Here is a 26,270-nt window from a genome sequence, read left to right on the forward strand (position 1 = left end):
TATATCATGAAACGGGTGGAAACATATGAATGAATTGAAAAAAAATCCAATTGCAACAGACGAAGATTATTTCAAGTTATCTGACAATGTTTATAATGACGATTATTTACACCAAGGTGCTGCAATAGAAGGGGCTAATGGTAAAGTATGGAGGGTTGTAGAATCCATTGATGCAGATAAGGAAAAAGTAAACAATGGATTACAAGCAATCGCTGTTGTACCTGCAAAAGATTATGAACCAAATAAAAAGCATTATGAAAATATAATTTTTGCATTCCGAGGAACAGAGTTCGGCAAATTTGATGGAGATTTTACTATAGATATAAATCAAATTTCAATAGGAAATCCCAAAAAATATAAGCTAAACACTGCAACACAGGAAGTAAAATTTGAACCTACATCATTTGATAGCTCTTTAGAATTTGTAGATCACGTAAATCGAACATACAAACCAACTTATATTCATGCTACTGGACATAGCAAAGGTGCTGCTGAGGCTCACTATGTAGCATCAGAAAGAAACTTTTATGCAACAACTTATGCCGCACCAAATATTTACAAATTACTAAGTAATGAAGCAAAAGAAAGAGTAGATTCAGGAGAACTAAATAACAAAATAATAGATTACACTCATAAGAAAGACGCAGTAGGCAATTTCACACAATTTGGCGCTAAAATGATAGGTAGACAGTATACAGTAAAAAGTAATGGAACTTCTCATGGTTTACTTGGTCTTCTATTTATGGGTGAGCATCCCGCGGATACATTTAAAGGTATGTTTCACTCCAACGGAAATATTACATTACAATTAGAACCAGATGAAATTATACAACAAGGAAAAAAACTGCAAACCGTTAGTTATATATTACGAGATGTTATACGAAATATAGAAGAATTTCAAAGAAAAGAAGAAGAAGCAATCCAAAAGTTAAAAAATCAATTAAAAGGTGAGACAGGCCCAGGTGGTAAATATCACTTGCTAGAAGAATACGAGGTAGATGATACAATCGCAGAGATTGCAAAAATGAGACAAAATGGGAAGGATTATTTTCATAATGCAAGTTTAGCGGAACATTTAATGATTCTCTTACAGAAAGAACTACAAACATTATCATATTTGAGTGATGAAATTTGCTCTGCGGCCAATTCATTGCGTGATAAAGACCAGCAATTAGGTGCTGACTATAAAGGGTTAGTGGGGCGATAATATGATTGATTTTATAGGAGAAATTAAAAAGATAGAAAAGGAAATTGAGCATGCCATAGGGGACATGGCAGATCATGTCATGGATAAATTATTAGCCGAAAAGAAACAATTAGAAAAACAAATGCACAGAGCATTTTTAAAAACAGAAGTATCCTCAAAAACAAATGAAGTAATAATCGAAAATCAGTTGTTACTACGCAAAAATTTAGCACTTTTTAATAATATGGACCAGCAACTAAAAAATATAAGCAACGAATTACATGATAGTTTTGAAAGTCAGACAGGTGCTGCAATACAAAGAACATTAGAAGAGCATAAACATAAAATTGGTAAGAAATTATTTATTGAACATATGAATTTATCCAACAGCTGTGGAAAAAAATAAAATAACATAATATTTTCTCATAAGGACAAAAATGGGCAGAAAAGAACTTTTCCTTTCTGCCCTTTCTTTACCTATCTTATTAATAATATCGCTTGCTCTAGAACCTCTTACGGAATCATCCACGTTAAATAATAAGCCTGCACATACGTCATAATCCCAATAATAGTAACGAAGAATAAACTATGCTTCAATGTAAAGCGGAACAAATCTGACTCTTTCCCAGCAAGTCCAACTGCCGCACAAGCAATCGCAATTGATTGCGGAGAAATCATTTTACCTGTTACACCGCCCGTTGTATTTGCTGCAACGAGAAGCACTTCAGATACACCGACTTGCTGCGCTGTAATTGCTTGTAAATTCGAGAACAGTGCGTTCGCTGACGTATCTGATCCTGTTAAGAATACCCCAATCCAGCCTAAGAATGGTGAGAAGAACGGGAATAGTCCGCCAGTTCCTGCAAGTGCTAACGCTAATGTAGAAGATAAACCAGAATAGTTTGCGATAAATGCGAATCCTAATACGAATCCAATAGATAGAATTGGCATTTTTAGTTCGTTTAACGTTTCTTTAAATGTTGCTACTGCATCTTTTGCACTCATTTTCAAAATAAAGATAGAAATGATACAAGCAATTAAAATTGCTGTTCCAGTCGCTGATAAAACATCTAATTTCAAGATTGCTTCATAAGGTGTTGGTTTATTTACAATTGGCTCTGCTTTCATTACTAAATTGTGCAAGCCTGGAACTTCAAATTTAAATACGAGACTTTCTAAAGCACCGCCCGGAGCGAATAATGCTTTAAAGAAACTTTGGCTCCAAATGACTACCATCACAGTTAAAATAATGAACGGAGACCATGCTTTTACTACTTTTCCTACTGTTAGTTTCGGCATAGATGTCGCCGTTGTTGCTGCTACTTCACTATTCGCTTCTTTAGACTGATAAATTTCTTTCGGCTGCCAAACTTTTAAGAATAGCGATAAACTTACTAAACTTACAAGCGCTGACGTAATATCCGGAAGTTCTGGCCCTAAAAACGTCGCTGTAATAAACTGTGTAATTGCAAATGAACTACCCGCTACAAATAAAGCAGGCCACGTTTGTCTTACTCCTTTAAAGCCATCCATTAAAAATACGATAAAGAACGGAACAAATAAAGATAAGAACGGTAATTGATGCCCAGCCATTTGTCCAATTTTATGTGGATCAATGCCTGTTACTTGTCCAGCAACTGTAATCGGAATCCCCATCGCTCCGAATGCTACTGGTGCAGTATTTGCGATTAAACAAAGACCTGCTGCATATAAAGGATTTAGCCCAAGACCTGCAAGAAGAGCTGCCGTAATCGCTACTGGTGCACCAAATCCTGCTGCCCCTTCCAAAAATGCTCCAAATGAAAACCCGATTAAAATAACGAGTAAACGATGGTCATTCGTAATGGATAATACAGATGCACGAATGACATCAAATTGACCTGTTTTCACAGAAATTTTATATAAAAATACTGACATAATGATAATCCACGCAATTGGCCATAATCCGTATAAGAAACCGTATCCGGTCGCTGCCATCGCCATTGTGAATGGCATTTCATACGCAAATAACGCCACCAAAATCGTTAATACAACTGTAATAAATCCTGCCACATACCCCTTCATGCGGAAAACTGCTAAAGCTAAGAAAAAAAAGATGATTGGAATAAGTGCGACTGCTGCCGAAATCCAAATGTTACCGAACGGATCGTAAACTTGTGTCCATGTGTTCATTGTTCTCTCCCCCTAAAGAATCCCCTTTTAAATAGATATAACCTTATCAATAGACTATCAGGTCATCATACCTTTAAGTCTAAAAAATATAAAACGTTCAAGAAAACGTTTTCATTAATTTTATCACAACAATTTTCATTTAAAAAGATTTTTTTGAAAATTTTATCATTTAAACAGAAAATCTTACAAAAACGTCACGTTCTTGTAATGTTAATCGATAGGAAGCTTACCAAATTTACTGCATACTAAAGGTATAACAACGGACATTACTTATGAGGTGATATATATGAACGGAAACAAAATATTAGCAGCTTTATCATACTTTAGTGTACTATTCGCGCCTATCTTATTCCCTATTATCGTGTGGATTGTGGGCGATTCTGAAACGAAACCACATGCAAAACGTGCTCTATGGACACATATCATTCCAAGCATCGCTTCATTTATTGGGTTAGTTATTTTAGGAATTATGGGCATCGGATCTGATCAACCTGACGTAACACTTGGAATTGGAGCAATCATCGTCTTATGCATTTGCGGAATCATTAGCTTATACTACTTCGTTTGGAATATCGTAAAAGGGATTAAGGTACTGAAAGCTTAGTTTTAAACAAACGTTTGATTAAAACTAAACTGTCGCATAATCATAAATGAAATTTTATCGGCGATTCGACAAGAGTAACCTACCTATTAATAAGAAAAAAACCGTCCCAAAATACCTTTTGGGACGGTTTTTTTATCTTCTGCGTTTCTTCTTTTTTCTCATCATTTTCTTTCGGCGCGTATTCGCCTTATCCGCTATAATGTGGAGCGTACTCGCCACAACAATCCCCATTACAAACGTTACAATTTCAACCTCGTGTTCCTTCGCAATTTCTATTAAATTTCCGTCGAATGCTATTATATTTAATAGGAATAAAAACGGAGAAAACACGATTAACATGTATGCAATACGAATAATATCACCAATTATAATCGTATGTGTGAAGAAGGAACGATGGGGCATTACGCTCCGATATGGATACCAAAAAATGCGCAGGAATCCCCATTTATTATACGCATTACTGTACGTATCTAAATCCGGTGTTAAAAATGCAGTACCTACTAAAAAGCCAATTGCAAAAGTTAATAAAAAATCAAAATTTGTTAATCCATACGAAAAGAGCATAAACAAAACAACCGGAAGGGATATTAAGTTTATTTTCGTATGCGTTCTTCCTGATGGCATAATGCACTTCCTCGCTTACGTTCGCCCTGTCATCCGACAGGTCTCACCTATTGATCTAATTTTTGATCGATAAATGATGTGTCTATATCCGAACCAAACCATTCTGCCAACTTCACTCGTGCCTTATCTTTCACTTCTTCATTTACGTATATCGATGCTTGTAATAGTGCGGCCATTAACGCACCTAAATCATCCGTATAACCAATTCCAGCAACTAAATCTGGGATTGCATCAATCGGTGCAATGAAATAAGCAAGTGCTCCGATTACAATAATTTTCACTCGTTTTGGAACATCCGGTCTTTGCAAAACGTAAAACAACAATAAACTCGCATAGATTACCGACTGCCCTGCCTGCTTCGCAACATGTTTTATTTTCTTCCAAAACGCTTCAACTGAAAATTTTTGTTTCATTCAAAAGCCTCCCTATTTTTCAAAAGAAATAAGCTACAATATGTTATGTTATCAGTAAAAGTTCATCAAAATTACACATAATCTATCAATGAAATTTCATTGTAACAAACAAAACCAAAAAGAACAAGTGTTCGTTAATTTTTTCGTATTTTCCTTCATATAATAGTTTTCTAGACAACCACTTAAAGATTTCTATTCCATATTTCTCAACCAAAAAACTTTCAATTTCGCTTAACATTCTTTTCTATTTTTGTTATATTTTCTAGTTGACGAGCCTATAAACGAATGTTAAAGTTTTCTCTGGTGGTGACAAATCACATACAAAAAATGTAAAATGTTATAGTGTTTCTCAGAAATGAATTTTGTTGTATAATACAGAAATGACGTTATGCTTATGAGCAGCACAAGAAACCAAAAAGGGTATGCATAGTTAAAGTCGTATATGGGTGAATATAGAAACTCTAATTATGGCCAAGAAAACTATGTATTTTTTATTTTAACATTTTTCGCTCCAAAATCGACCAAGCCTGATAGAGAAAGGGTGGAAATGAATGAAAGAAACCATGAAATCACAATTTCAAAATGTGCGTTTCACTTTATTCGTAGCTTTGGCCGTATGGCTAAAAACCTACATCATTACACGCACTAGCTTCGATTTAAAACTTGAATCTTTCATGCAAGAATTCATTTTATTCATTAGTCCATTAGCAGCATCATTACTGTTTGTGGGTCTTGCATTATTTGCAAAAGGGAAAAAACGTAACTATATAGCACTAGGAATTAACTTTATCTTAACGTTCATCCTTGTTGGTAACGTAATGTTCTACGGATTCTACAATGACTTCGTTACTTTACCAGTACTAGGACAAACATCTAATTTCGGAAGTTTAGGTTCTAGTGTGAAAGAATTATTTAACTTCAAAATCATCCTTGCATTTGCGGATATTATCGTATTCTTCGTTCTATTGAAGAAGAAAAAGAAAGATTTTGCACCGACAGAACGTGTAGCACGTCCGATGCGTTCCCTATACTTCGTGTCAACAGTTGCTATTTTCTGCGTAAACCTAGGACTTGCAGAAGCTGAGCGTCCTGAACTATTAACACGTTCATTCGACCGCGTTATGCTTGTTAAAAACCTAGGATTATATGTACACCAAGCATACGATCTTGGCTTACAAGCAAAATCAAGTTCACAAAAAGCGTTTGCTGATAGTAGTAAATTGCAAGAAGCAGAAAACTATGTGAAAACAACACAAAGTAAACCAGATCCAAATATGTTTGGTACTGCAAAAGGGAAAAACGTAATTGTTGTCTCTCTTGAATCATTACAAACATTCTTAATTGGTGCGCAAGTTAACGGACAAGAAGTTACACCATTCCTAAACCAATTTGCGAAAGAAAGTTATTACTTCGATAACTTCTTCCATCAAACTGGGCAAGGTAAAACGTCTGATGCTGAATTCTTAGTAGATACTTCAATGTATCCACTAGACCGTGGTGCTGTATTCTTCACACACGGTAATAACGAATATACAGCAACTCCAGAAATTTTACGTCAGCAAGGATATCACACATCAGTATTCCACGCGAACAACGCAACGTTCTGGAACCGTAACATTATGTATCCGGCACTTGGTTATGATCGTTACTACAACGAGCTTGACTACAAGATTACGCCAGAAACAAAATTAAATTGGGGATTAAAAGATATCGAATACTTCGATCAGTCTATCGATATGTTAAAACAAGTGAAGCAACCGTTCTATACTCGCTTCCTTACTTTAACAAACCATTACCCATTCACTTATGATGACAGTACGAAATTAATCGACGAGTACAACTCTGGTGATGGAGTATTTGACCGCTATATGGTAACAGCTCGTTATTTAGACGAAGCAATGAAACACTTTATTGAGCGTCTAAAAGCAGAAGGTATTTACGACAACTCTGTTATCGTATTCTACGGTGACCATTATGGTATTTCTGAAAACCATAACCGTGCAATGGCACAGTTCTTAGGAAAAGAAGAAATTACTACATTTGACCATATGAACTTACAAAAAACACCGATGTTTATTCACGTTCCAGGTCAAAAAGAAGGTAAAACAATTTCAAAACCAACTGGTGAAATTGACATTAAACCAACAATTCTAAACTTACTTGGTGTAGATTCTACGAATCAAATTCAATTCGGTCATGACGTATTCTCACCAGACAATAAAGGATTCGTTGTTCTTCGTGACGGTAGCTTCATTACAGATAAGTACATGTACACAAACAGTACATTCTACGACCGTAACACAGGTGAAGTTCTGCAATTACCGAAAGAAGAGGCTCAACCACTTATTGACCGTGCACAAAATGAGCTAAATATGTCAGACAAAATCATTGAAGGCGACTTACTTCGCTTCTCTGAAAGCAATAAGATCAAAACTGGCGAAGTAAAAACGGCTATTAAAGAAGAAAAGAAGAGCGCTGAGTAATCTCAGCCTCTTTTTTATTTTCCTCTCTACAAATTCTTCTATACATTAACTTTAAAATTACATAACCTTCACCTAATATTTACACCACGTTAACGAAACATCTTTATAATAAAATATGCAAACAAGGTTCCACATATTTCTTATCTCTCATCTTCAATAAGATCCCTTAGAGAAATATGCGCATCATTTGTTTTCAACTTTCTTATAATTGTCTTTCCAAGTGTTTTGTTTGCATAAATGAAACCTTTAAAGACGATGTCCCTATGAAAGATAGCTACCCTCCTTGTGCAACATTCCATACGAATGTTGCTTTTTTTTTTCAAAAAGCAGGATTCTTATTTCTCATTTTCGAATTTGTATATACAAAATGCTATAAGTCACCACTACTTCTCTATGATTTGCAAATAAATACATATACGTCATATGAAGAGAATTGCTTACATAAAAATAACTAGAGTGCTTTTTATTCATGTACTAACGAAAGGATGGGACGAAAATTGGCATACGAAAGATTTGTACTATGGAATGATGCAGTTATTGATACAACGAAACATCGCGCGTACATAGAACTTGAAGAAAGAGGTTTACAATTTGGCGATGGCGTTTATGAAGTTATTCGCCTCTATAACGGAAACTTTCACTTATTAGACCCACATTTAACAAGATTATATCGATCCATGGAAGAAATAGAATTATCACTCCCTTTCTCAAAAGCCGAACTCATCACCTTGCTCTACAAATTAATTGAAAACAATAATTTCCACGAAGATGGAACCATTTACTTACAAGTATCTCGTGGTGTACAAGCTCGAGCACATGCATTCTCATATGACACAACTCCGACAATCTATGCTTATATTTCAAAAAAGGAAAGACCAGCTTTATGGATCGAATACGGTGTACGTGCTATATCAGAACCTGATACGCGCTGGCTCCGCTGTGATATTAAATCGCTAAATTTATTACCAAATGTATTAGCTTATACGAAAGCTGAGCGCAAAGGTTGTAAAGAAGCACTTCTCGTACGAAATGGTATTGTAACTGAAGGTAGCCACTCTAACTTTTTTCTCATAAAAAACGGAACACTGTATACTCATCCAGCCAATCACCTTATTTTAAACGGCATTATTCGTCAGTACGTCCTTTCTTTAGCTAACACTCTTCAACTTCCTGTACAAGAAGAGCTTTTCAGCGTTCGCGATGTTTATCAAGCAGATGAATGCTTCTTTACGGGAACGACTATTGAAATTTTGCCGATGACCCATCTCGATGGAACTGCGATTCAAGATGGTCAAGTTGGCCCTATCACCAAATTACTACAAAGGTCCTTTTCTCAAAGCCTTTTAAAATCCAACAGCACATCTTCCTAAATACGAATAATCTTCTCATTTCTCGCATCAAATATATGTATTTAAATGGAAATCAAGGTGTGGATTTATGCCTTGATTTTTTCTTGTAATCTTTTTGTCATATTCAGATTCCCACATAAGTCTTGACAGTAATCGACATGCTCTTTAGAATTTTTAACAGTTGGTAAATATTTCTTAACTACATTACAGACAGAAAGGAATCGAAAAATTATGAAAAAATACCTTGCCGGTCTTGCGGCAGTGTCTGTAGCAGGAGGAGCAGCCCCTACACTTGATAGCGTTCAAGCTGCCCCTGAACAAAACACACAAAAAGCTGCTACACAAACTGTCCAAGCTTCCACATCAAACAATTCATCATATACGGTGAATGCTAGCGTGCTACATGTTCGCGCAGGATCAAGTACTTCTCACGACGTCATCTCTCGCGTTTATAATGGTCAATCATTAAACGTAATTGGAGAAGAAAATGGTTGGTTCAAAATTAACCATAATGGACAAACAGGCTATGTTAGTGGCGAATTTGTATCAAAAAATGGTGCAAAAACAAATAACAATGTAAGTACAGGTGGCAACAATAAAGTTACTGCTGATGTATTACGTGTACGTACAGCTCCTAACACTTCTAGTTCTGTTTCAGGACGTGTATATGAAGGACAAACTTTAAACGTAATTGGAGAAGAAAATGGTTGGGTGAAAATCAACCATAACGGACAAACTGGTTATGTTAGTAGCCAATTTGTATCAGGCGCTTCTTCAAATACTGGCTCTACAAGCAATAACAACAATAGTAACAATGAAGCAACTGTTCAACCAGCAAGCGGAAACTATACAGTAAATGTATCTTCCCTTCGCGTTCGTACAGGTCCTAGCACTTCTCATCCAACTGTAGGTTCTGTTAAACAAGGACAAGTAGTACAAGTTGTAGGCGAAGTTCAAGATTGGTTCAAAATCAATTACGCAGGACAAACAGCTTACTTAAGCAAAGACTACGTAACAAAAGGCGGCTCTAACGAAAACGTTACTCAAGGTAACAACCAAGAGCAAAATAATAATGGAACTGTTCAAACTGGTGGTACTTACGTCGTTAACGCAACATCTCTACGTGTTCGTACAGGCCCTGCTGCTTACCATAGTGTAATTGGCGGCGTGTTAAATGGTACAACATTAAACGTAGTTGGATCTGAAAACGGCTGGTTTAAAGTAAACTACCAAGGAAAAACAGGCTATGTTAGTAGCGAATTTGTAAAATTCGTTAAAGGTGGCACTGCTACTCCTGAACAACCGAAACAACCTGATCAAGGTGCAATTGGCGACTACTACATTAATGCTTCTGCACTAAATGTACGTAGCGGCGAAGGTACAAATTATAGAATCATAGGCGCACTTCCACAAGGACAGAAGGTTCAAGTAATCTCTGAAAACTCTGGATGGAGCAAAATTAACTACAACGGTCAAACTGGTTACATCGGAACACGTTTCCTATCTAAAACACCAGTTGGTGGCGCAGTAGATAATAAGCCTAACGACAACCAAAATAACAATCAAAATAATAACAACAATAACACTAATAATAGCGGTGACAGTTCTTCTCTACTTGCATACGCGAAATCTATGCAAGGCGTACCATACGTTTGGGGCGGTACTTCTGCTAATGGTGTTGACTGCAGTGGTTATATCTACCACGTATTTAAGAAATTTGGTCATAACATTAGCCGCCAAAGTGTTGCTGGATATTGGAGCAGCTTATCACAAACTTCAAATCCACAACCAGGTGACTTAATTTATTTCAAAGACACTTATAAAAAAGGCCCTTCTCACATGGGTATCTACCTTGGCGGGGGATCATTTATCCAATCTGGAGATAAAGGTGTAGCAATCGCTTCATTAAACAATTCTTATTGGAAAAGCCATTTCTTAGGGTATACGAAAGCACCTTAAGGTATAGTTTCAGAGCCTTCTAGTTTACTAGAAGGCTCTTTTTATTATGTGTTCCCTATATCCCCCTCCTTTTACTCTCTATCCACGAAAAAATAATGTATCCATTTTCCTATTTCGTACACTATATTCCATAAAAATTGTCCAAAACGTTATCATAATGAATATATTTCCACAAAAAACATAACCTATTTCATGTCAATTCATTTCATATGTGTTTTTTCAAAGAATTTTCTTTTTATTTAAACTTTTCGTTAGACGTTTGACCTCCGATGTCCATTATGATAAGTTACTTAAGATGTTATATTCGCAAAAGTATAGACAACTGGTTTATACACTTTTTTACTATGAGGAAGGAGCATACACTGCATGAATATTTTATGGGGAATTGGCGGCGTGATTGGAGTATTAGCAATCGCTTTCTTATTATCTTCCAACCGCAAAGCTATTAATTGGCGCACAATTTTAATCGCGCTAGCATTACAAATGACATTTTCATTTATTGTATTACGATGGGATGCTGGAAAAGCAGGCTTAAAAATTGCTGCTGACGGTGTTCAAGGATTAATCAATTTTTCTTACGAGGGAATTAAGTTCGTTGCTGGGGATTTAGTCAACGCAAAAGGACCTTGGGGATTTATCTTCGTTATTCAAGCACTACTTCCAATTGTATTTATTAGTTCATTAGTTGCAATCTTATATTACTTAGGTATTATGCAGAAATTAGTTAGTTTCATTGGTGGTGCATTAAGTAAACTTCTTGGAACTTCTAAGGCAGAAAGCTTAAATGCAGTAACGACTGTATTTTTAGGACAAACAGAAGCACCAATTTTAATTAAACCTTACTTAGCACGTTTAACTAACAGTGAGTTCTTCACTATTATGGTAAGTGGTATGACAGCTGTTGCCGGATCGGTTCTTGTCGGCTATGCAGCGATGGGCATTCCGTTAGAGCATTTATTAGCAGCAGCAATTATGGCAGCTCCATCAAGTTTATTAATTGCAAAACTAATTATGCCAGAAACAGAAAAAGTAGATAATAACGTTGAACTTTCTACAGAACGTGAAGATGCGAACGTTATTGACGCAGCTGCACGCGGTGCATCTGAAGGTATGCAACTTGTTATTAACGTAGCGGCAATGTTAATGGCTTTCATCGCATTAATCGCTTTATTAAATGGTCTATTAGGATGGGTTGGTTCTTGGTTCGATATTAAACTTAGCCTTGATTTAATCTTCGGTTACTTACTATCACCATTTGCAATCTTAATCGGTGTTTCACCAGGCGAAGCCGTGCAAGCAGCAAGTTTCATCGGTCAAAAACTTGCAATCAACGAATTCGTTGCATATGCAAACTTAGGACCACACATGGCAGAGTTATCTGCAAAAACAAATATGATTTTAACATTCGCAATCTGTGGTTTTGCAAACTTCTCTTCTATCGCAATTCAATTAGGTGTAACAGGAACGTTGGCTCCTACTCGCCGTAAACAAATTGCACAATTAGGGATTAAAGCAGTTATCGCTGGTACACTAGCGAACTTCTTAAACGCAGCAGTTGCAGGTATGATGTTCCTATAAATTCATGAAAGCCTCCTTTTTAAAAAGGAGGCTTTTTTATATAGTATAAACATAATTTTTATATATATTAAATCCTTTATGTCTAGATGTATAGACAATATGTTACAATAATTAGTATGTCTGTTTATTTTTTCTTGTACAAGAGGGATACTACTTGATGTCGCTCACTAAAAAAGGACTTCCAGCTACATGGTCCATTTCTTAATAATTGTGCATACTACAAATATCCAGCACGAATTATCTTTAAGGAGGAACGTTTCGTGAAAGATAAGTCCTATAAAGTCCTCTCTATGTGGATTTTACAAATTTTATTTTATTTTACTACTGTACATGTGACGAAATATGAGCACGCGCTCATTTTTACAATTATATATGTCATCATAAATGTACTATTCCTATTTTTAGCTGATAAAACAGCATTTATTTTCTTCATACTGGGAACCATTATTTCAGTATTCTATTTATTTTATGAAGCATGGCTTCACTTATGGAGTACATCAGATCAATGGGAATATATTATTACCCACTTCCTGATGGCAGCTAACTTCTTCATTGTTTATATTTCAACCCATCTATTAAAAAAGGTTATCCTTAAAAATAAAGAGTTAACTGAACGAGTGAGAGTGCTTGAGCAATACATTGGAGAATCAAAATTATTAACAAGACAAGAATTCGAAAGACGACAAGCATTATTAAAGGCTGCGATGAATCGTCGTAATGAAACAGGCATTATCATTTTCTTCGATTTCACTTCCTTTAGTAAATATACGAAGGAAAGCGTCATGGATCGTGTAGCTTCATTATTAGTTGATACAGTCAGAACTGACTTTGACCTTGCTGCTGAATATGACAGCAACACATTAGTCATTTTATTACAAAACACAATTAAAGCCGGTGCTGACATTGTAATGAACCGTCTACATCCAAAAATGAAGCAATGGCTTGCTGCTGAAGCAATTCAAGATATTAGAATAAAACGAGAACAAATCAATACAACAGGACATACCTCATTATGATGACACTCGTTATGCTTCTTTTATTTATTTTGTTTTGTGTACTTGTTTTCTGGATCAGCATCACATTTTCAATTAAATATGTATTAATTTTTACCGCCTTTCTATTCTCTGCTTTACTCGTTTATTACTCTTTCTTAACAATTGCGGGCTTAATCCATCGAAATAGTAAACGAAAAGATCGTACGCTAGAACATTATCCAAGTGTAGATATTTTAATACCCGCTCATAATGAAGGGGTTGTTATTAAAGATACATTAGAAGCAATGGCAAAGATTGAATACCCAGGCAAACTAAACGTTTATTTATTAAACGATAACTCTCAAGATGAAACACCTGAAATTGGCGATGATTTCGACAAAGCTTATGCTCATATTCATCACATTCGTGTACCACCTGGCGAACCGAAAGGAAAATCGCGTGTATTAAACTACGGCCTTAGCATTTCGGATGGTGAATATTTCTGTGTTTACGATGCAGATAATCAACCTGAACCACATGCACTGCGAATGCTCGTAGAACATGCTGAAACAACAAAGAATGCCGTTGGAGCAGTTGGACACGTTCGTACAGTAAATGAAAAAAGAAATTGGCTTACACGAATGATTTCATTAGAATTTCAGATTTTCCAGCTCCTTATGCAATCTGGACGCTGGCTATTATTCCAAACAGGTTCACTAACCGGAACAAATATGCTTCTTCGTCGTTCCGCATTAGAAGAACTTGGCGGCTATGACCCTTATGCAATCGCAGAGGATGCCGAATTAACATTAAGAATTACCCAAAAGGGCTATCTCTTACCAATCGTCCCGGAATCGATTACATGGGAACAAGAACCTGAGCATTTAAACATTCTTATTAAACAGCGTACACGTTGGCTTCAAGGAAACTTATACATTTTAGAAAAAATGTTTTCTTCGTTAAGCTTCTTTAAAGGAAAACTTCTCGTCCATTCCTTACAACAAGTTTTAGTGTATGTCGTATTTTGGCTATTCCTAATCATTTCAAACGTTTGGTTTGTAATTGGACTGCTCGGCATATTCCAAATTCAATATAGCATTCCATTACTATTTATGTGGTATGTCGCATATATTACATATGTTTCTCAATTATTTAGTGCCCAGAGCGTCGAACGAACCTTTACACCGACCAACATTTTCATAAGCGTCATTATGTACTTTACGTACGCACAGCTCTTTACGTATTTGTTTATTCGCAGTCTCATTCTTTACTTACGTGCAAAGAGCAAGAAACAAGTAATTGGTTGGGATAAAACAGTACGATTTAAAAAAGAAAAATAGATTTCATTAAAAAATAAGCACAGAGCGCCGTATGCTCTGTGCTTATTTTTTACCGTAATACTATATATCAGACAATACCCCTTAGCAGAAAGTTATTTCACGTCCATCCCCCAACGAACGATCGACCTTCATTTATATACGAAAAAGTGATTGCTATTTTTGTAGAACCAATTGCTTCTCTTGATGCTCTTTACGAGTTTCAGTCTTCGGTTCCGTGCTTTCTTGGGCATTTCGATGTGCCACACGTTTCAAGCAAATATGCTTCCACTTTCTTTCGTAACGTTTCATTATTCTAGTTGTCCCCCTTGAATGCGATTTAAAACTGTTTGAAATCGCTTACAGGAAATAATATAGCACATATACATAAAAGTGACAACACATTTCCGACATATTTTTGTCACAAATATGAATATAATGTGTAAAATATCGGATATTGTCGAACTATATCGATTTTTCTTTTTGAATTACCGATATCTATAGTATTCCGCAACAAAGTAATGCTTTTCCTACAATAGTATAGAACAGTGAAAAAGGACTGCCGACATTCGACAGTCCTAATACTATTTATATATGCAGAATTTTTTTCTTCTATTATTAATGTTGTTTCATACGTCCTTCTTTTTGCAGTTCTTTAAACAACGCTGCAATCATAAAGAAAATAACAAATACAAATGGGAATGCCGCAATAATCGACGCAGTTTGCAGCGCCTCTAATCCACCGACATACAATAAGGTTGAAGCTATCGCCGCTAGAACAATACCCCAAACCATTTTGATGCGATTTGGTGGGTTTAAGCTACCATGTGTCGTTAACATCGCTAGAACAAACGTAGCAGAGTCTGCCGATGTAATAAAGAATGTTGAAATAAGTAAAATAGCTAACACACATAAAGCCGGACCCATACTACCCATCTGGTCTAACATAGCAAACAATCCTACTTCTGTGCCCATTTCTTTAATTTGACCATATATATTCGCCCCGTCGAACAATTCCATATGAATACCTGTTCCTCCGAAAACAGAGAACCAAAGCGCACCAATTACTGTTGGTACGAGTAACACACCAATAACAAATTCACGAATTGTACGCCCGCGTGACACACGAGCAATAAACGTACCTACGAATGGTGACCATGCAATCCACCATGCCCAGTAGAAAATTGTCCATGACTGAATCCATTGATTTCCGCCTTCATTTAATGGACTTAAACGGAAACTCATACTTGGTAATTCTTGAATGTATGATCCGATTGTTGAAGTGAAATAATTCATAATAAAGTTTGTTGGACCTGCAAATAATACAATTATCATAAGTGCAAACGCTAAAATAATATTCGCATTACTTAAATATTTAATTCCTTTATCGAGTCCCGTTTGTGCAGATAGCATATAAAGAACAGTTACAATTCCGATGATTACTAGCTGCGTTGGTAATGAGTTTGGAATGGATGTTAAATAACTAACACCACCCGCAATTTGCTTTGCCCCAAGTCCTAATGATGTTGCCACACCAAATACTGTCGCAAATACAGCTAGAACATCAAACATATGGGCAATACGGCCATGTTCACCGCCTTTAAATAGTGGACCCACTGTCGCACTAATTGTACTTGCTCTTCCTTTTCTAAATGTAAAATACGCAATACATAATGCTACAAGTGCATATAATCCCCACGGATGTAATCCCCAGTGGAAAAACGAGAAACGAAGTGCAAGACGTGCACTCTCTTCAGTCGCACCCTCTCCAAACGGAGGTGTGTATAAATGATTCAACGGTTCTGCAACGCCCCAGAAAACCAAACCGATTCCCATACCGGCACTAAATAACATAGCAAACCATGTCATATAACTATAATCAGGTTCATCATCATCTTTACCTAAACGAATCGAACCGTACTTAGAAACAATTAAGAAAATAGCAATTCCTAAGAAAATAGAAACGGAAATAATATAGAACCATCCAAACTTACTAACTAACGCAGCTTGAATTACAGTCGTTACATTTCCTAAGCTACCTTTTCCAATAATAGATTCGGGAATAATCCCCCAAAGTGTAAATGCAATGCATAATGTTAATGAGACAATAAATGTTTTCGTCAGTTTCCTCATCAAATCCCCCTTCGTATGTTTCATTTCTTGTAAATATCATAAATTCCGATGTGTTAAATCGGATAGAAAACCATAGTTTTTGTGGTGATTCTCTTTCGGCTCTCTCAAGTTTGCCTTCACCAATTAGAGTTCTTATGGACAGCCTTACCTTCCGTACAACCTTTTCACTCTGCAAGAGCTACAAGATTGGAATACTACTGTCAAATTGTGTGAGAAAAATGCGGTTGGGAAGAGATTTTCCCAAAAAAGGATGTGTTACAGTTTTAAAAAAGGGCAGATTTATTCTTTACAACCCTTTCTTCTTGTAACAATTATGCGGTTTTTTTGCTAGTATATAGCGCGTGTTTATAACTTCACAAACGAGATGTTTATGTTTATATAACTATATTACCCATAAAACGGTAAAATACTCAAGGAGCGTAACTGTATAGTAATCATTACGTAATACTCTTGTAACATTCTTATTTGCACCGAAAAATTATGTTGTATTAAATATTTTGAATATAACTAGAAACCTACTAATTATATGGAATGAAAAACGCTTTCCTCTAATTCTAGCTATATTACAAATTGTTAACGACTTATTACGAATGGTTTGTAATTGTGTGTTTTCCCAAATTCCGAAAAAATCTGTTGCTATAATGAGGACACGAAAACAAACGCAATGGAGGCTATCATGAAAAAATTAATTGGAATAGCAACAGCAGCAGTTTTTGGTCTTGGGATTTTCACCGCATCTGCTAACGCAGAAACTGTTGTAAAAACAGACGTACTAAACGTACGAGAAAACCCTACTACTGAATCAAAAGTTGTCGGTAAATTACAGAATGGTCATAAATTAGATGTTCTAAATACAGAAAACGGATGGTCACAAATCAAATTAGATGGTAAAGACGCATTCGTAAGTGCAGAGTTTACAAAGAACTCTTACTATGTAACAGCTAACGTATTAAATGTGCGTGCTGAAGCGAACACAAACTCAGAAATTCTTGGAACGCTTAAGAAAGACGATATGATCGAAACAACGAACCAAGTACAAAATGAGTGGTTACAATTTGAATATAACGGGAAAACGGCTTATGTCCATGTTCCTTTCTTAACAGGTACAGCACCTGTTATTGAGAAACAAGAAACGCCAGCTCCTGCTAAAGCTGCAGCACCAGCTAAGGCTCAAGCACCTGCACCAGTAAAAACAGCTGCTAAGCCTGCTGTGAAAGCTGCTGAAACTAGCGAACCTTCTAATGGTCGTGAGTTAACTGTTGTAGCTACAGCATATACAGCTCATCCGAGCGAAAACGGTGGCACATACGGCGGCCGTGTATTAACTGCAATGGGTCATGACCTAACAGCGAACCCAAACATGAAAATGATCGCTGTTGACCCGAAAGTAATCCCGTTAGGATCTAAAGTATGGGTAGAAGGTTATGGAGAAGCAATCGCTGGTGATACTGGCGGTGCAATTAAAGGTAACCGTATCGACATTCTACTTGGATCAGATAGCGCTGCTAACAAATGGGGACGCAAAACTGTTAAAGTGAAAATTTTAAAATAACCAATGACTGCTAAATTACAGCCGGTTCTCTTTATTGAGAGCTGGCTTTTATTTTTTTATAATAGCTATAAGGAGGTTATGTCCATGAATATACAAGCAAAAGTAGACTGGGTCGGTACACCAAAACCGTACATATATAAAGATGATGTAACATATGATGCAATCGCAATTGACTTCTCGCTAACAAACGATGACAATCGCTATAAATTAATTGTGCTCAGCGATGAAGAAACTACACATTACAAACTCGTACAATACGGAATAAAACCAGGCTCTCAAAAGCCATTCCCTATTGATATTCCATTCGAGCAAGAGATGCTACCAATTATAAAACAAATATTACATGATCCATATGTAAAAGCGGTATTACAAGAATCACGCTCTTAATTCCCAAAAAGGATGTTCCTAGTAGGAAAGTTCAACTAGGCAACATCCTTTTTTGTAATCCAAATTTCATTTTTTCTGTTTTGAGCATTTTTTGTTTATAATGGTAAAGGAAAGAAATCTGTGTACGGAGGAATATTATGCTGCAAGACTCAATTACGAAAGATGAAATTATGATGATTGCGAATGAGTTCGTTCAAGGGCTTGATCCACAGCAAGTTGCTGATCAAGAGCATGTCGCTACAGCTCGGCACCTATATCGTAGTGGTGTTGTCTATAACGTTGACTTTGATGGCTATACACTATCCGGAACTGTAAATGCTGAAGGCAGTGTATATAGCGTTCACATCCCGATTCGTAATGTCACTGAAAGCTATTGCGATTGCTTCGCGCCAACGCAATGTCAGCATATGCTTGCTGTGTTACTATCTGCAGCTTCTAGTTTTGGGCAGGTAGGAGATGTATTAACTTTATTCAAAAATAATACAAAACCTTCTCTTCCTCCTATTCGAACTGCACGACAAGTATTGCAATCATCAGCTTTTGAAGAAATGGATTATAAAAGTTGGCAAACATACTTTGAAAATGAATATGAATCATTTAAAAAAGAACAAGCGCGGCTCACTTATAAACAAATGTATTTTCTTATGAGTCTTTTTACAGACTTCTATACAAAATTAGAGCGGAAAGCTCCGCGCATCGTTGCTATTCATGAATTATTTAAGTTGCACGCGGCACTTTATTGCTTTCAAAAATTATTAGAAGAAATTCAAGAATTTGAAGCAAACAAACTATATTCTTATCACCAACCAGTTAACGTCGTTCGCCTATTCGTTGATAAAGTTGAATCTACCGTTAGGGACCTAAAAACAGAGGAGATTCCAGAAGAATCCAAACCGATTTTACAAGAAACAGCGCGGCTCATACATGAAGCATTCTTCTCTACCGATGCCTATACACAAGAGCGATTCTTCATTTATCGTCACCTATGGGGTGAACTGTTAAGAACAGAAGAGCAGCTACAAGAAGAAAAAAAACGAATCGATACTAAAATCAATCCACTTTCCAAAGCATTAGCATCTTCTCACCTGCTCTTTTTAAACGGTGAAGATGTATCGGCAATGGAATTACTGGAAAAACAGCCTGCTTCTGTTGTGAGCCTTTACTTCTATTGGTTAGAAGAGTTATTAAGTGCGATGGAGTGGGACCGCGGGAAAGATTGGCTTTCCTTTACTTATAAACAAGTAAAAGAAACGATAACGGAACAAGAAAATACCGTCTTCATACAAGATATCGTTCGATTATTTGTGATGATGTATGAGACATATGCAACGCATACGAATGAACAAGCGGGATTAGAAATGATTTTACAAGAACTATTACCGTATAGTTTCACAAATTATGAACAATATGTACTTGCGAAGAAACAATACCATGCATGGACGGAGCTTCAGCTCTTATATGGATTCGAAGTAATCGAACTTTTGAAAGAACCATTGAAAGATATTGAAAAAGAAGCGCCCGAAGCAGCACTTCCTCTTTATCACCATGCCGCAATGGAAGCAATTGAAGAGCGAAATCGCAAATCATATAAACGTGCCGTTCGTTACTTAAAGAAATTACGTATGCTTTATAAACGACTGAAACGAACTGATGAATGGGATGCTTTCATTATTCATATCGCTAACTTACATTCACGTCTGCGTGCACTACAAGAGGAATTACGGAGAGGAAAATTAATCGATGATCATACAAACTGAAGTAACAATTAGGCTCCAGCACGTTAGTCAAGGTTGGTTCCTTTGGGGAGAAGATGATAGCGGTACGCTCTTATCCGTAGCAACTTGGAAAAAAAATGCATTCGCATGGCACTCTACTTCCTTCTACGGAACGTTTTTAAAAGAAGCAACGTATGAGGGAAAACAAGGCGTTATGTTAACGAATGCACAGGCATTTGAATACATCGCAAATAAACCGATGAATTCATTTGCAAATATGCAAATGAACGGTCCTATTACGGCACTTACAAAGGACGCAAGTGAATTATGGGACGCTTTCGTCAGCGGCAGCTTCGCACCTGACATGAAGCATTGGTCTCAGCAGCCATCTTGGAAAGTTCAGACTACCTCAATTGAAGATGACATGTTAGCATCGCTTTTCTCTGCCGCTGTGAACGAAAGTATTTTGCAAGATGCTCGCTCAAATGACGGATGGGAAGATGCAAAGAGACTATATGAACATTACGACTTTACGAAAAGGCAATTGGAAGCAGCACTACATGAAGAAGATTGGCTTCGAAAAATTGGTTACATTGAAGATGATCTTCCATTTACAGTCGGCTTAAGACTACAAGAACCGCAAGAAGAACTTGAAATGTGGAAGCTTGAAACAATAGTTACACCAAAACGTGGTGCGCATCGCATATATGTATATGAAAGTATCGATTCCTTGCCAAAACGATGGCACGATTACGAAGAACGGATTCTTGAAACACAAGAAGGATTCAGTAAGCTCGTACCGTGGCTAAAAGAGGACGACAAGTTCCGAGAAGAACTCTTTGAAACGGAAGCTTGGAACTTCTTAACCGAAGCAAGTAATGAATTACTCGCAGCAGGTATTACAATTTTACTACCATCATGGTGGCAAAATTTAAAAGCAACAAAACCGAGGTTACGTGTACAGCTGAAGCAAAGTACAGCACAAACACAGTCTTTCTTCGGCATGAATACGCTCGTTAATTTCGACTGGCGCATTTCAACGGACGGAATTGATTTATCAGAAAGCGAATTTTTCGAACTCGTTGAGCAGAACAAACGTCTTTTCAATTTAAATGGTCAATGGATGAGACTTGATCCTGCCTTTATTGAAGAAGTAAGAAAACTAATGCACCGTGCCGATAAATATGGACTAGAAATGAAAGACGTGTTGCAGCAACATTTATCGAGCACGGCGGAAACAGAAATTGTAGAAGACGATAGTCCGTTTAGCGATATTGAAATCGAACTAGATGGATATTATGAAGAACTTTTCCAAAAGCTTCTGCACATTGGAGATATTCCAAAAGTAGATACACCATCTTCGCTACAAGCAACACTCCGCCCGTATCAACAACACGGGATTGAATGGTTGCTATACTTACGAAAGCTTGGATTTGGGGCATTATTAGCCGATGATATGGGGCTTGGAAAAAGTATTCAAACGATAACTTACTTACTATACGCTAAAGAAAACAATCTCCAAACAGGTCCTGCATTAATTGTGGCACCAACATCAGTCCTTGGAAATTGGCAAAAAGAATTTGAGCGTTTCGCACCAAGTTTACGTGTTCAGTTACACTATGGTAGTAACCGAGCTAAGGATGAGTCATTTAAAGATTTTCTTCAATCAGCAGATGTTATATTAACTTCTTATGCATTAGCTCAGCTTGATGAAGAAGAACTTAGTACGTTATGCTGGGACGCTGTTATTTTAGACGAAGCACAAAATATAAAAAACCCACATACGAAACAGTCGAAAGCAGTAAGAAACTTACAAGCAAATCATAAAATTGCTTTGACTGGTACACCAATGGAAAACCGACTTGCTGAGCTTTGGTCTATTTTCGACTTTATCAATCATGGGTATCTCGGAAGCTTAGGACAATTCCAGCGCCGCTTCGTCACACCGATTGAAAAGGACCGCGATGAAGGAAAAATCCAGCAAGTTCAACGATTTATCTCGCCGTTTTTACTGCGTCGTACGAAGAAAGATCAAACAGTCGCATTAAACTTACCAGATAAACAAGAACAGAAAGCTTATTGTCCACTAACTGGTGAACAGGCTTCCTTATACGAACAACTTGTTCAAGATACATTGCAAAATGTAGAAGGATTAAGCGGAATTGAAAGACGCGGATTTATATTACTTATGCTGAACAAGCTAAAACAAATTTGTAACCATCCAGCCCTTTATTTAAAAGAAGAAGAACCACAAAATATCGTCGAGCGCTCTATGAAAACAAAAACGGTAATGGAGCTCATCGAAAATATAAAAGACCAAAATGAAAGTTGCTTAATCTTCACTCAGTACATTGGTATGGGGAACATGCTAAAAAGTATGTTAGAAGAAACATTTGGTCAGCGCGTCCTCTTCTTAAACGGGAGCGTACCGAAGAAAGAGCGTGACAAGATGATTGAGCAGTTCCAAAACGGAACGTATGACATCTTCATCTTATCGTTAAAGGCCGGTGGAACAGGATTAAACTTAACTGCTGCCAACCATGTCATTCACTATGACCGTTGGTGGAATCCAGCTGTAGAGAACCAAGCAACAGACCGTGCTTATCGCATCGGTCAAAAACGCTTCGTTCACGTTCATAAACTTATTACAACAGGAACACTTGAAGAGAAAATTGATGAAATGTTAGAACGAAAACAATCATTAAACAACGCCGTCATTACAAGCGATAGTTGGATGACCGAACTATCAACAGACGAACTAAAAGAATTACTTGGCGTATAAAGTGAAACTTTAATCAGTGGGGGTTTTGTTCATCCCCCACTGATTATTAGCCTTCACCAATCGGGCGTTTACGGGCTGTTAATCTCCCACCTAACTTCTTTGATCCAGCTGAATTTTGAGGTGGGAGTTTTACTGCCCGTTAATGCGGGATAAGGTGGATAAATGAAAAAGGAGCAAATCTCTAACTGAGATTAGCTCCTTTTTCTATGCCAAAACCAATTGCTTATTATAATTCCTGTTAACCCGCCGCACGTATCAAGCAATGAATCTTGCCACATCGGTGTACGGTCTCCCGTAAACCATTGATGAATTTCATCAAGTGTTGCATACCCCGCAACGAAAAGGAGGGCGTATGCAAAGCACCTTTTTCTCGAATAACCCGATTGATGAAAAGCATAATACGTCAATGAACCGAGCATAAAGAACACCATAAAATGAGCACCTTTACGAAGGAAAAACTCAACAAATCCACCTACACCTTTATTTGCGATACTAACAGGTGTACCTCCGCCATAATCGATAGATACCCATGAAAAATGCTCTTTCACAAACTCAACATTTATATATTGCTCAATATCCGAGCGCATATCCTGTTTTTTATATGGCTGTGCTGAAGAATAGAAAATAATCCCCATCCATAGTAATACAGGAATCCAAAATAACCATTTACGATTCATTCTCCGGAAAACTCCTCTCTTAGTCTTTTAAGAGTAACAAAAAAAAGAAAAAATTTCACGCCAAAACATGACATTTACCACCTATTTATAAAGTGAAAGGGGGTGATAAACATGGCAATTGAAACAATCGTAATGGATTTAACTTTACGTCTCGTATTAAACGGAGGATTAGACAAAAACGGTAAAACAGTTTTTAAGAACAAGCAATTCAAACGTGTGAAAACAAATGCAGATTTAGGAAAAGTGCATGAAGTAGCACGCGCTCTTGCTTCACTACAACAATCATCACTTCACGCTGTACAACTTGTAAGCACGTCAGATCTTTCTAACCTGTAATTAAAAAGGAGGGAATAAAGCATGCAAGTACTAGAGTTAATTTTCGTGAAAGAAGATGGAAAAACAGTTGCCTTTTCTATCGATAATCCCATTACACCAGTAAATGAACAAGTCGTAAATCAAGTAATGGATACCATTCTTTCTTCATCTGTATTTTCATCAATTGGTGAAAATACTCGTAAAAAAGGAGCTCGCCTCGTAGAAAAAACTGTATCTGAAGTTCAGATCACTCCGTAAATCAAAAAGGCGAATCTGCATTATTTTGCAGATTCGTCTTTTTTCTTCGGCATTTCAATTGGGATAAAGATATTTGAAAAACCAACACAAACATACTTATAATTCTCTCCGCCTAAATCAAACTCTGTCGTATATGTTGAGAAGAAAATATAATCATTTCGCTTTGTATAATGTTCGATTAATAATCCAACTTGTGGTTCAACATACTTATTTGCCAATTTTTTTCCCGCCGATGCTAAGTCGCCAAGTATACCCTCTTTGTTTTCTTTCTCAAACTCTTCTAGCTTCTTACTCACATCATTACGCTTCATAAATTGTTTTGCTGCCCAATCCGTATATTCTCCCTTACCCGGATTACTGTTTGCTAAATAAACTAAGAGAACAACAGCTAGAGCCATAATAATATACTTTTTCTTCATGCTATATCACCGCCTACTCTTTTCTATTTTCATATATATGTACAAGCGATGCAAATTAGAAAGACTATCATCTATTGATTGTAAACGAACCGTAAAAATTTACAATACGCAATAGAAGATTAATAATAACTTTACATAATTCATATATAATTATATTCGAAACAATAATTTTATAAGGGAGGATTTAGAATCATGGATAATGAAAATGATATTTTTATTTCTAGCTCTACAATGATGCTCGAACCTTGTAAACACCCTTATTACCGGACAAAAATTATCGACAGTAGCGGAAACCATTTGCACTCTTGCCACACAAGTCTACAACTCATCAAGAAATATTGTCTAACACATATTCATTCTACTTACCAAGGTAGACGTAATGCAGTCCAAATAAACTTTAAGCTCAAACAAAATGTTCCGATTCCGATTAATCACAAAGAATACATTTGCGTTTTCCCAACAGAATCTCCTTCGTCTCCAAACTGCATTTGGTTGTTCTATAACCATATAGAGGAGATAGGGTTTTCCAAAAAAACTAACAAAGCTAACATTCATTTTTTTAACGGAACTACCATAACAATACAAATAGGTTCTCATAAGTTACAGCAACAATTTTTAAAATCTGGACATGTATTATCCCGAATGAACATGAAAGATTCACTACCTTAAAATAAATAGACTGGAAGGCAACATTTTCTCGCCTTCCAGTCTTATTGTTACTTCCTTACACTATCTCTCATTTTCTCAAGTGCTTGTCGATATACCCATCTCGTTTGATAGTACGTCATCCCCATTTCAGTAGCTATCTCTCCCATCGTTTTCCCTGTAAAGAATCGCTCTGAAATGATGTGCCTCTCCCTCTCATCTAACACGCTCATAAAGTCCTTCGCCCTCGTTCCCACATCTTCATACCCAAATCGTTCACCATACTCTCCGGTACACACATACCTCTCTTGCACTACACATTCTTTCTTCAACCTCTCCAATATATAACCACGTACCGTTACAACCGCATAAGCAGGAAAACTACCTTTCTCCTCCTCATACCTTTCATACGCATGCCAAAGACCAATTAAACCACATTGATAATACTCTTCATAATCTTGGTAAATATGTAACCTCTTTATTTGATTTACAATCATACCTTCATACAAAACAACCGTATCTGTAAAAGTCGCTGGCTTCACACAGTGCCCGTTTCTAAAAGGTATACCTCTTCAGTATTCCGCGGTACCTCTACAATATAAAATGAGAAAGGAAATTTCATTGTGAGTAATTTCAAATAATACTGCCGGAATTTGAAATTACACTAGGCAGTATTTGAAATTCTGCTTGGGGTATTTGAAATAGGGGTAAAAATAAAAAAGGTGACTC

The 26,270-nt window shown here is 36.7% G+C and carries 24 protein-coding genes; 16 read left to right on the forward strand and 8 right to left on the reverse strand.

The features are described from left to right. The first annotated feature begins 25 nt into the window (after window positions 1–25). A complete protein-coding gene (locus V7038_RS07295; RefSeq protein WP_070140124.1) occupies window positions 26–1,207 on the forward strand; it encodes a hypothetical protein in 1,182 nt (393 codons plus the stop codon). A 1-nt stretch (window position 1,208) separates the two neighbouring features. Then, window positions 1,209–1,592 (forward strand): hypothetical protein, encoded by a 384-nt coding sequence (locus tag V7038_RS07300; protein WP_002112927.1) that lies wholly within the window; start codon window positions 1,209–1,211, stop codon window positions 1,590–1,592. 107 nt (window positions 1,593–1,699) lie between these two features. Here V7038_RS07300 and lldP read toward each other — a convergent pair whose 3' ends face one another. After that, window positions 1,700–3,358 carry an L-lactate permease gene (gene lldP / locus V7038_RS07305; RefSeq protein WP_283746940.1) on the reverse strand — a complete coding sequence of 553 codons (1,659 nt, stop codon included), beginning with the start codon at window positions 3,356–3,358 and terminating at the stop codon, window positions 1,700–1,702. Between the two features lie 286 nt (window positions 3,359–3,644). On the opposite strand from lldP, the gene V7038_RS07310 reads away from it, so the two are divergent. Beyond that, window positions 3,645–3,962 carry a DUF4870 domain-containing protein gene (locus V7038_RS07310; RefSeq protein WP_002112931.1) on the forward strand — a complete coding sequence of 106 codons (318 nt, stop codon included), beginning with the start codon at window positions 3,645–3,647 and terminating at the stop codon, window positions 3,960–3,962. A 132-nt stretch (window positions 3,963–4,094) separates the two neighbouring features. Here V7038_RS07310 and V7038_RS07315 read toward each other — a convergent pair whose 3' ends face one another. After that, window positions 4,095–4,586, reverse strand: coding sequence for a metal-binding protein (locus V7038_RS07315; RefSeq protein WP_002112933.1), 492 nt, complete (start codon window positions 4,584–4,586; stop codon window positions 4,095–4,097). 47 nt (window positions 4,587–4,633) lie between these two features. Further along, window positions 4,634–4,999, reverse strand: a complete 366-nt coding sequence (locus V7038_RS07320) for a YkvA family protein (RefSeq protein WP_002112935.1) — start codon at window positions 4,997–4,999, stop codon at window positions 4,634–4,636. A gap of 551 nt (window positions 5,000–5,550) precedes the next feature. Between V7038_RS07320 and V7038_RS07325 the strand changes: the two genes are divergently transcribed. The 6 genes from V7038_RS07325 to V7038_RS07350 all read left to right on the forward strand — a co-directional run bounded on the left by V7038_RS07325 (window position 5,551) and on the right by V7038_RS07350 (window position 14,682). After that, entirely contained in the window at window positions 5,551–7,482 is a 1,932-nt protein-coding gene (locus V7038_RS07325; RefSeq protein ID WP_071151642.1) for an LTA synthase family protein, read from the forward strand. A gap of 485 nt (window positions 7,483–7,967) precedes the next feature. Next, a complete protein-coding gene (locus V7038_RS07330) occupies window positions 7,968–8,852 on the forward strand; it encodes a D-amino-acid transaminase (protein ID WP_080013674.1) in 885 nt (294 codons plus the stop codon). A 210-nt stretch (window positions 8,853–9,062) separates the two neighbouring features. Next, window positions 9,063–10,790, forward strand: a complete 1,728-nt coding sequence (locus V7038_RS07335) for a C40 family peptidase (RefSeq protein WP_335469682.1) — start codon at window positions 9,063–9,065, stop codon at window positions 10,788–10,790. Between the two features lie 366 nt (window positions 10,791–11,156). Further along, window positions 11,157–12,368: a NupC/NupG family nucleoside CNT transporter gene (locus V7038_RS07340; protein ID WP_002112942.1), complete on the forward strand. Its 1,212-nt coding sequence runs from the start codon at window positions 11,157–11,159 to the stop codon at window positions 12,366–12,368. A 260-nt stretch (window positions 12,369–12,628) separates the two neighbouring features. Then, on the forward strand, window positions 12,629–13,384 hold the full coding sequence (locus tag V7038_RS07345) for a dGTP triphosphohydrolase (RefSeq protein ID WP_335469684.1): 756 nt from the start codon (window positions 12,629–12,631) through the stop codon (window positions 13,382–13,384). After that, window positions 13,381–14,682 carry a glycosyltransferase family 2 protein gene (locus V7038_RS07350; RefSeq protein WP_335469687.1) on the forward strand — a complete coding sequence of 434 codons (1,302 nt, stop codon included), beginning with the start codon at window positions 13,381–13,383 and terminating at the stop codon, window positions 14,680–14,682. Before V7038_RS07345 ends, V7038_RS07350 begins: the two co-directional genes overlap by 4 nt. Before the next feature lie 153 nt (window positions 14,683–14,835). On the opposite strand, the gene V7038_RS07355 is transcribed toward V7038_RS07350, so the two are convergent. Both V7038_RS07355 and opuD read right to left on the reverse strand, forming a co-directional pair. Continuing rightward, window positions 14,836–14,970, reverse strand: coding sequence for a hypothetical protein (locus V7038_RS07355; RefSeq protein WP_002068447.1), 135 nt, complete (start codon window positions 14,968–14,970; stop codon window positions 14,836–14,838). A 306-nt stretch (window positions 14,971–15,276) separates the two neighbouring features. Next, complete coding sequence (opuD, locus tag V7038_RS07360; RefSeq protein WP_002112946.1) at window positions 15,277–16,791, reverse strand: glycine betaine transporter OpuD; 1,515 nt, start codon at window positions 16,789–16,791, stop codon at window positions 15,277–15,279. A gap of 676 nt (window positions 16,792–17,467) precedes the next feature. Between opuD and V7038_RS07365 the strand changes: the two genes are divergently transcribed. The 4 genes from V7038_RS07365 (at window position 17,468) to V7038_RS07380 (ending at window position 23,227) form a co-directional block, all read left to right on the forward strand. Then, window positions 17,468–18,343, forward strand: coding sequence for a cell wall-binding protein EntA (locus V7038_RS07365; RefSeq protein ID WP_070129190.1), 876 nt, complete (start codon window positions 17,468–17,470; stop codon window positions 18,341–18,343). A gap of 84 nt (window positions 18,344–18,427) precedes the next feature. Further along, window positions 18,428–18,730 (forward strand): DUF3910 family protein, encoded by a 303-nt coding sequence (locus V7038_RS07370; RefSeq protein ID WP_070147002.1) that lies wholly within the window; start codon window positions 18,428–18,430, stop codon window positions 18,728–18,730. Window positions 18,731–18,867: 137 nt separating this feature from the next. Continuing rightward, window positions 18,868–20,487, forward strand: a complete 1,620-nt coding sequence (locus V7038_RS07375; protein ID WP_335469691.1) for an SWIM zinc finger family protein — start codon at window positions 18,868–18,870, stop codon at window positions 20,485–20,487. Next, on the forward strand, window positions 20,471–23,227 hold the full coding sequence (locus V7038_RS07380; protein WP_335469694.1) for a DEAD/DEAH box helicase: 2,757 nt from the start codon (window positions 20,471–20,473) through the stop codon (window positions 23,225–23,227). Before V7038_RS07375 ends, V7038_RS07380 begins: the two co-directional genes overlap by 17 nt. Window positions 23,228–23,418: 191 nt before the next feature. Here V7038_RS07380 and V7038_RS07385 read toward each other — a convergent pair whose 3' ends face one another. After that, the gene (locus tag V7038_RS07385; protein WP_070168181.1) at window positions 23,419–23,904 is read right to left on the reverse strand and encodes a VanZ family protein; all 486 of its coding nucleotides are present in this window, start codon (window positions 23,902–23,904) and stop codon (window positions 23,419–23,421) included. Between the two features lie 111 nt (window positions 23,905–24,015). Here V7038_RS07385 and V7038_RS07390 point away from each other — a divergent pair, with 111 nt between their 5' ends. Continuing rightward, window positions 24,016–24,240 (forward strand): DUF1659 domain-containing protein, encoded by a 225-nt coding sequence (locus V7038_RS07390; protein ID WP_002112951.1) that lies wholly within the window; start codon window positions 24,016–24,018, stop codon window positions 24,238–24,240. A gap of 21 nt (window positions 24,241–24,261) precedes the next feature. Then, entirely contained in the window at window positions 24,262–24,477 is a 216-nt protein-coding gene (locus V7038_RS07395) for a DUF2922 domain-containing protein (protein ID WP_002112952.1), read from the forward strand. A gap of 20 nt (window positions 24,478–24,497) precedes the next feature. Here the strand turns inward: V7038_RS07395 and V7038_RS07400 are convergent, their stop codons facing one another. Beyond that, entirely contained in the window at window positions 24,498–24,896 is a 399-nt protein-coding gene (locus V7038_RS07400; RefSeq protein ID WP_070129194.1) for a DUF4359 domain-containing protein, read from the reverse strand. A gap of 192 nt (window positions 24,897–25,088) precedes the next feature. On the opposite strand from V7038_RS07400, the gene V7038_RS07405 reads away from it, so the two are divergent. Further along, window positions 25,089–25,565, forward strand: coding sequence for a competence protein ComK (locus V7038_RS07405; protein WP_002198818.1), 477 nt, complete (start codon window positions 25,089–25,091; stop codon window positions 25,563–25,565). A gap of 47 nt (window positions 25,566–25,612) precedes the next feature. Here V7038_RS07405 and V7038_RS07410 read toward each other — a convergent pair whose 3' ends face one another. Beyond that, on the reverse strand, window positions 25,613–26,083 hold the full coding sequence (locus V7038_RS07410) for a sigma-70 family RNA polymerase sigma factor (protein ID WP_335469699.1): 471 nt from the start codon (window positions 26,081–26,083) through the stop codon (window positions 25,613–25,615). Between the last annotated feature and the right edge of the window lie 187 nt (window positions 26,084–26,270).

Source organism: Bacillus sp. JJ783, assembly GCF_036963225.1.
GTDB classification, from domain to species: Bacteria; Bacillota; Bacilli; order Bacillales; family Bacillaceae_G; genus Bacillus_A; species Bacillus_A cereus_U.

What these genes read in the sequence shown, in the direction of transcription:
- V7038_RS07295 (WP_070140124.1), top strand. Translation starts at nt 26, where the DNA reads ATGAATGAATTGAAAAAAAATCCAATTGCAACAGACGAAGATTATTTC.
- V7038_RS07300 (WP_002112927.1), top strand. Translation starts at nt 1,209, where the DNA reads ATGATTGATTTTATAGGAGAAATTAAAAAGATAGAAAAGGAAATTGAG.
- lldP (WP_283746940.1), bottom strand. Translation starts at nt 3,358, where the DNA reads ATGAACACATGGACACAAGTTTACGATCCGTTCGGTAACATTTGGATT.
- V7038_RS07310 (WP_002112931.1), top strand. Translation starts at nt 3,645, where the DNA reads ATGAACGGAAACAAAATATTAGCAGCTTTATCATACTTTAGTGTACTA.
- V7038_RS07315 (WP_002112933.1), bottom strand. Translation starts at nt 4,586, where the DNA reads ATGCCATCAGGAAGAACGCATACGAAAATAAACTTAATATCCCTTCCG.
- V7038_RS07320 (WP_002112935.1), bottom strand. Translation starts at nt 4,999, where the DNA reads ATGAAACAAAAATTTTCAGTTGAAGCGTTTTGGAAGAAAATAAAACAT.
- V7038_RS07325 (WP_071151642.1), top strand. Translation starts at nt 5,551, where the DNA reads ATGAAAGAAACCATGAAATCACAATTTCAAAATGTGCGTTTCACTTTA.
- V7038_RS07330 (WP_080013674.1), top strand. Translation starts at nt 7,968, where the DNA reads ATGGGACGAAAATTGGCATACGAAAGATTTGTACTATGGAATGATGCA.
- V7038_RS07335 (WP_335469682.1), top strand. Translation starts at nt 9,063, where the DNA reads ATGAAAAAATACCTTGCCGGTCTTGCGGCAGTGTCTGTAGCAGGAGGA.
- V7038_RS07340 (WP_002112942.1), top strand. Translation starts at nt 11,157, where the DNA reads ATGAATATTTTATGGGGAATTGGCGGCGTGATTGGAGTATTAGCAATC.
- V7038_RS07350 (WP_335469687.1), top strand. Translation starts at nt 13,381, where the DNA reads ATGATGACACTCGTTATGCTTCTTTTATTTATTTTGTTTTGTGTACTT.
- V7038_RS07355 (WP_002068447.1), bottom strand. Translation starts at nt 14,970, where the DNA reads ATGAAACGTTACGAAAGAAAGTGGAAGCATATTTGCTTGAAACGTGTG.
- opuD (WP_002112946.1), bottom strand. Translation starts at nt 16,791, where the DNA reads ATGAGGAAACTGACGAAAACATTTATTGTCTCATTAACATTATGCATT.
- V7038_RS07365 (WP_070129190.1), top strand. Translation starts at nt 17,468, where the DNA reads ATGAAAAAATTAATTGGAATAGCAACAGCAGCAGTTTTTGGTCTTGGG.
- V7038_RS07370 (WP_070147002.1), top strand. Translation starts at nt 18,428, where the DNA reads ATGAATATACAAGCAAAAGTAGACTGGGTCGGTACACCAAAACCGTAC.
- V7038_RS07375 (WP_335469691.1), top strand. Translation starts at nt 18,868, where the DNA reads ATGCTGCAAGACTCAATTACGAAAGATGAAATTATGATGATTGCGAAT.
- V7038_RS07380 (WP_335469694.1), top strand. Translation starts at nt 20,471, where the DNA reads ATGATCATACAAACTGAAGTAACAATTAGGCTCCAGCACGTTAGTCAA.
- V7038_RS07385 (WP_070168181.1), bottom strand. Translation starts at nt 23,904, where the DNA reads ATGAATCGTAAATGGTTATTTTGGATTCCTGTATTACTATGGATGGGG.
- V7038_RS07390 (WP_002112951.1), top strand. Translation starts at nt 24,016, where the DNA reads ATGGCAATTGAAACAATCGTAATGGATTTAACTTTACGTCTCGTATTA.
- V7038_RS07395 (WP_002112952.1), top strand. Translation starts at nt 24,262, where the DNA reads ATGCAAGTACTAGAGTTAATTTTCGTGAAAGAAGATGGAAAAACAGTT.
- V7038_RS07400 (WP_070129194.1), bottom strand. Translation starts at nt 24,896, where the DNA reads ATGAAGAAAAAGTATATTATTATGGCTCTAGCTGTTGTTCTCTTAGTT.
- V7038_RS07405 (WP_002198818.1), top strand. Translation starts at nt 25,089, where the DNA reads ATGGATAATGAAAATGATATTTTTATTTCTAGCTCTACAATGATGCTC.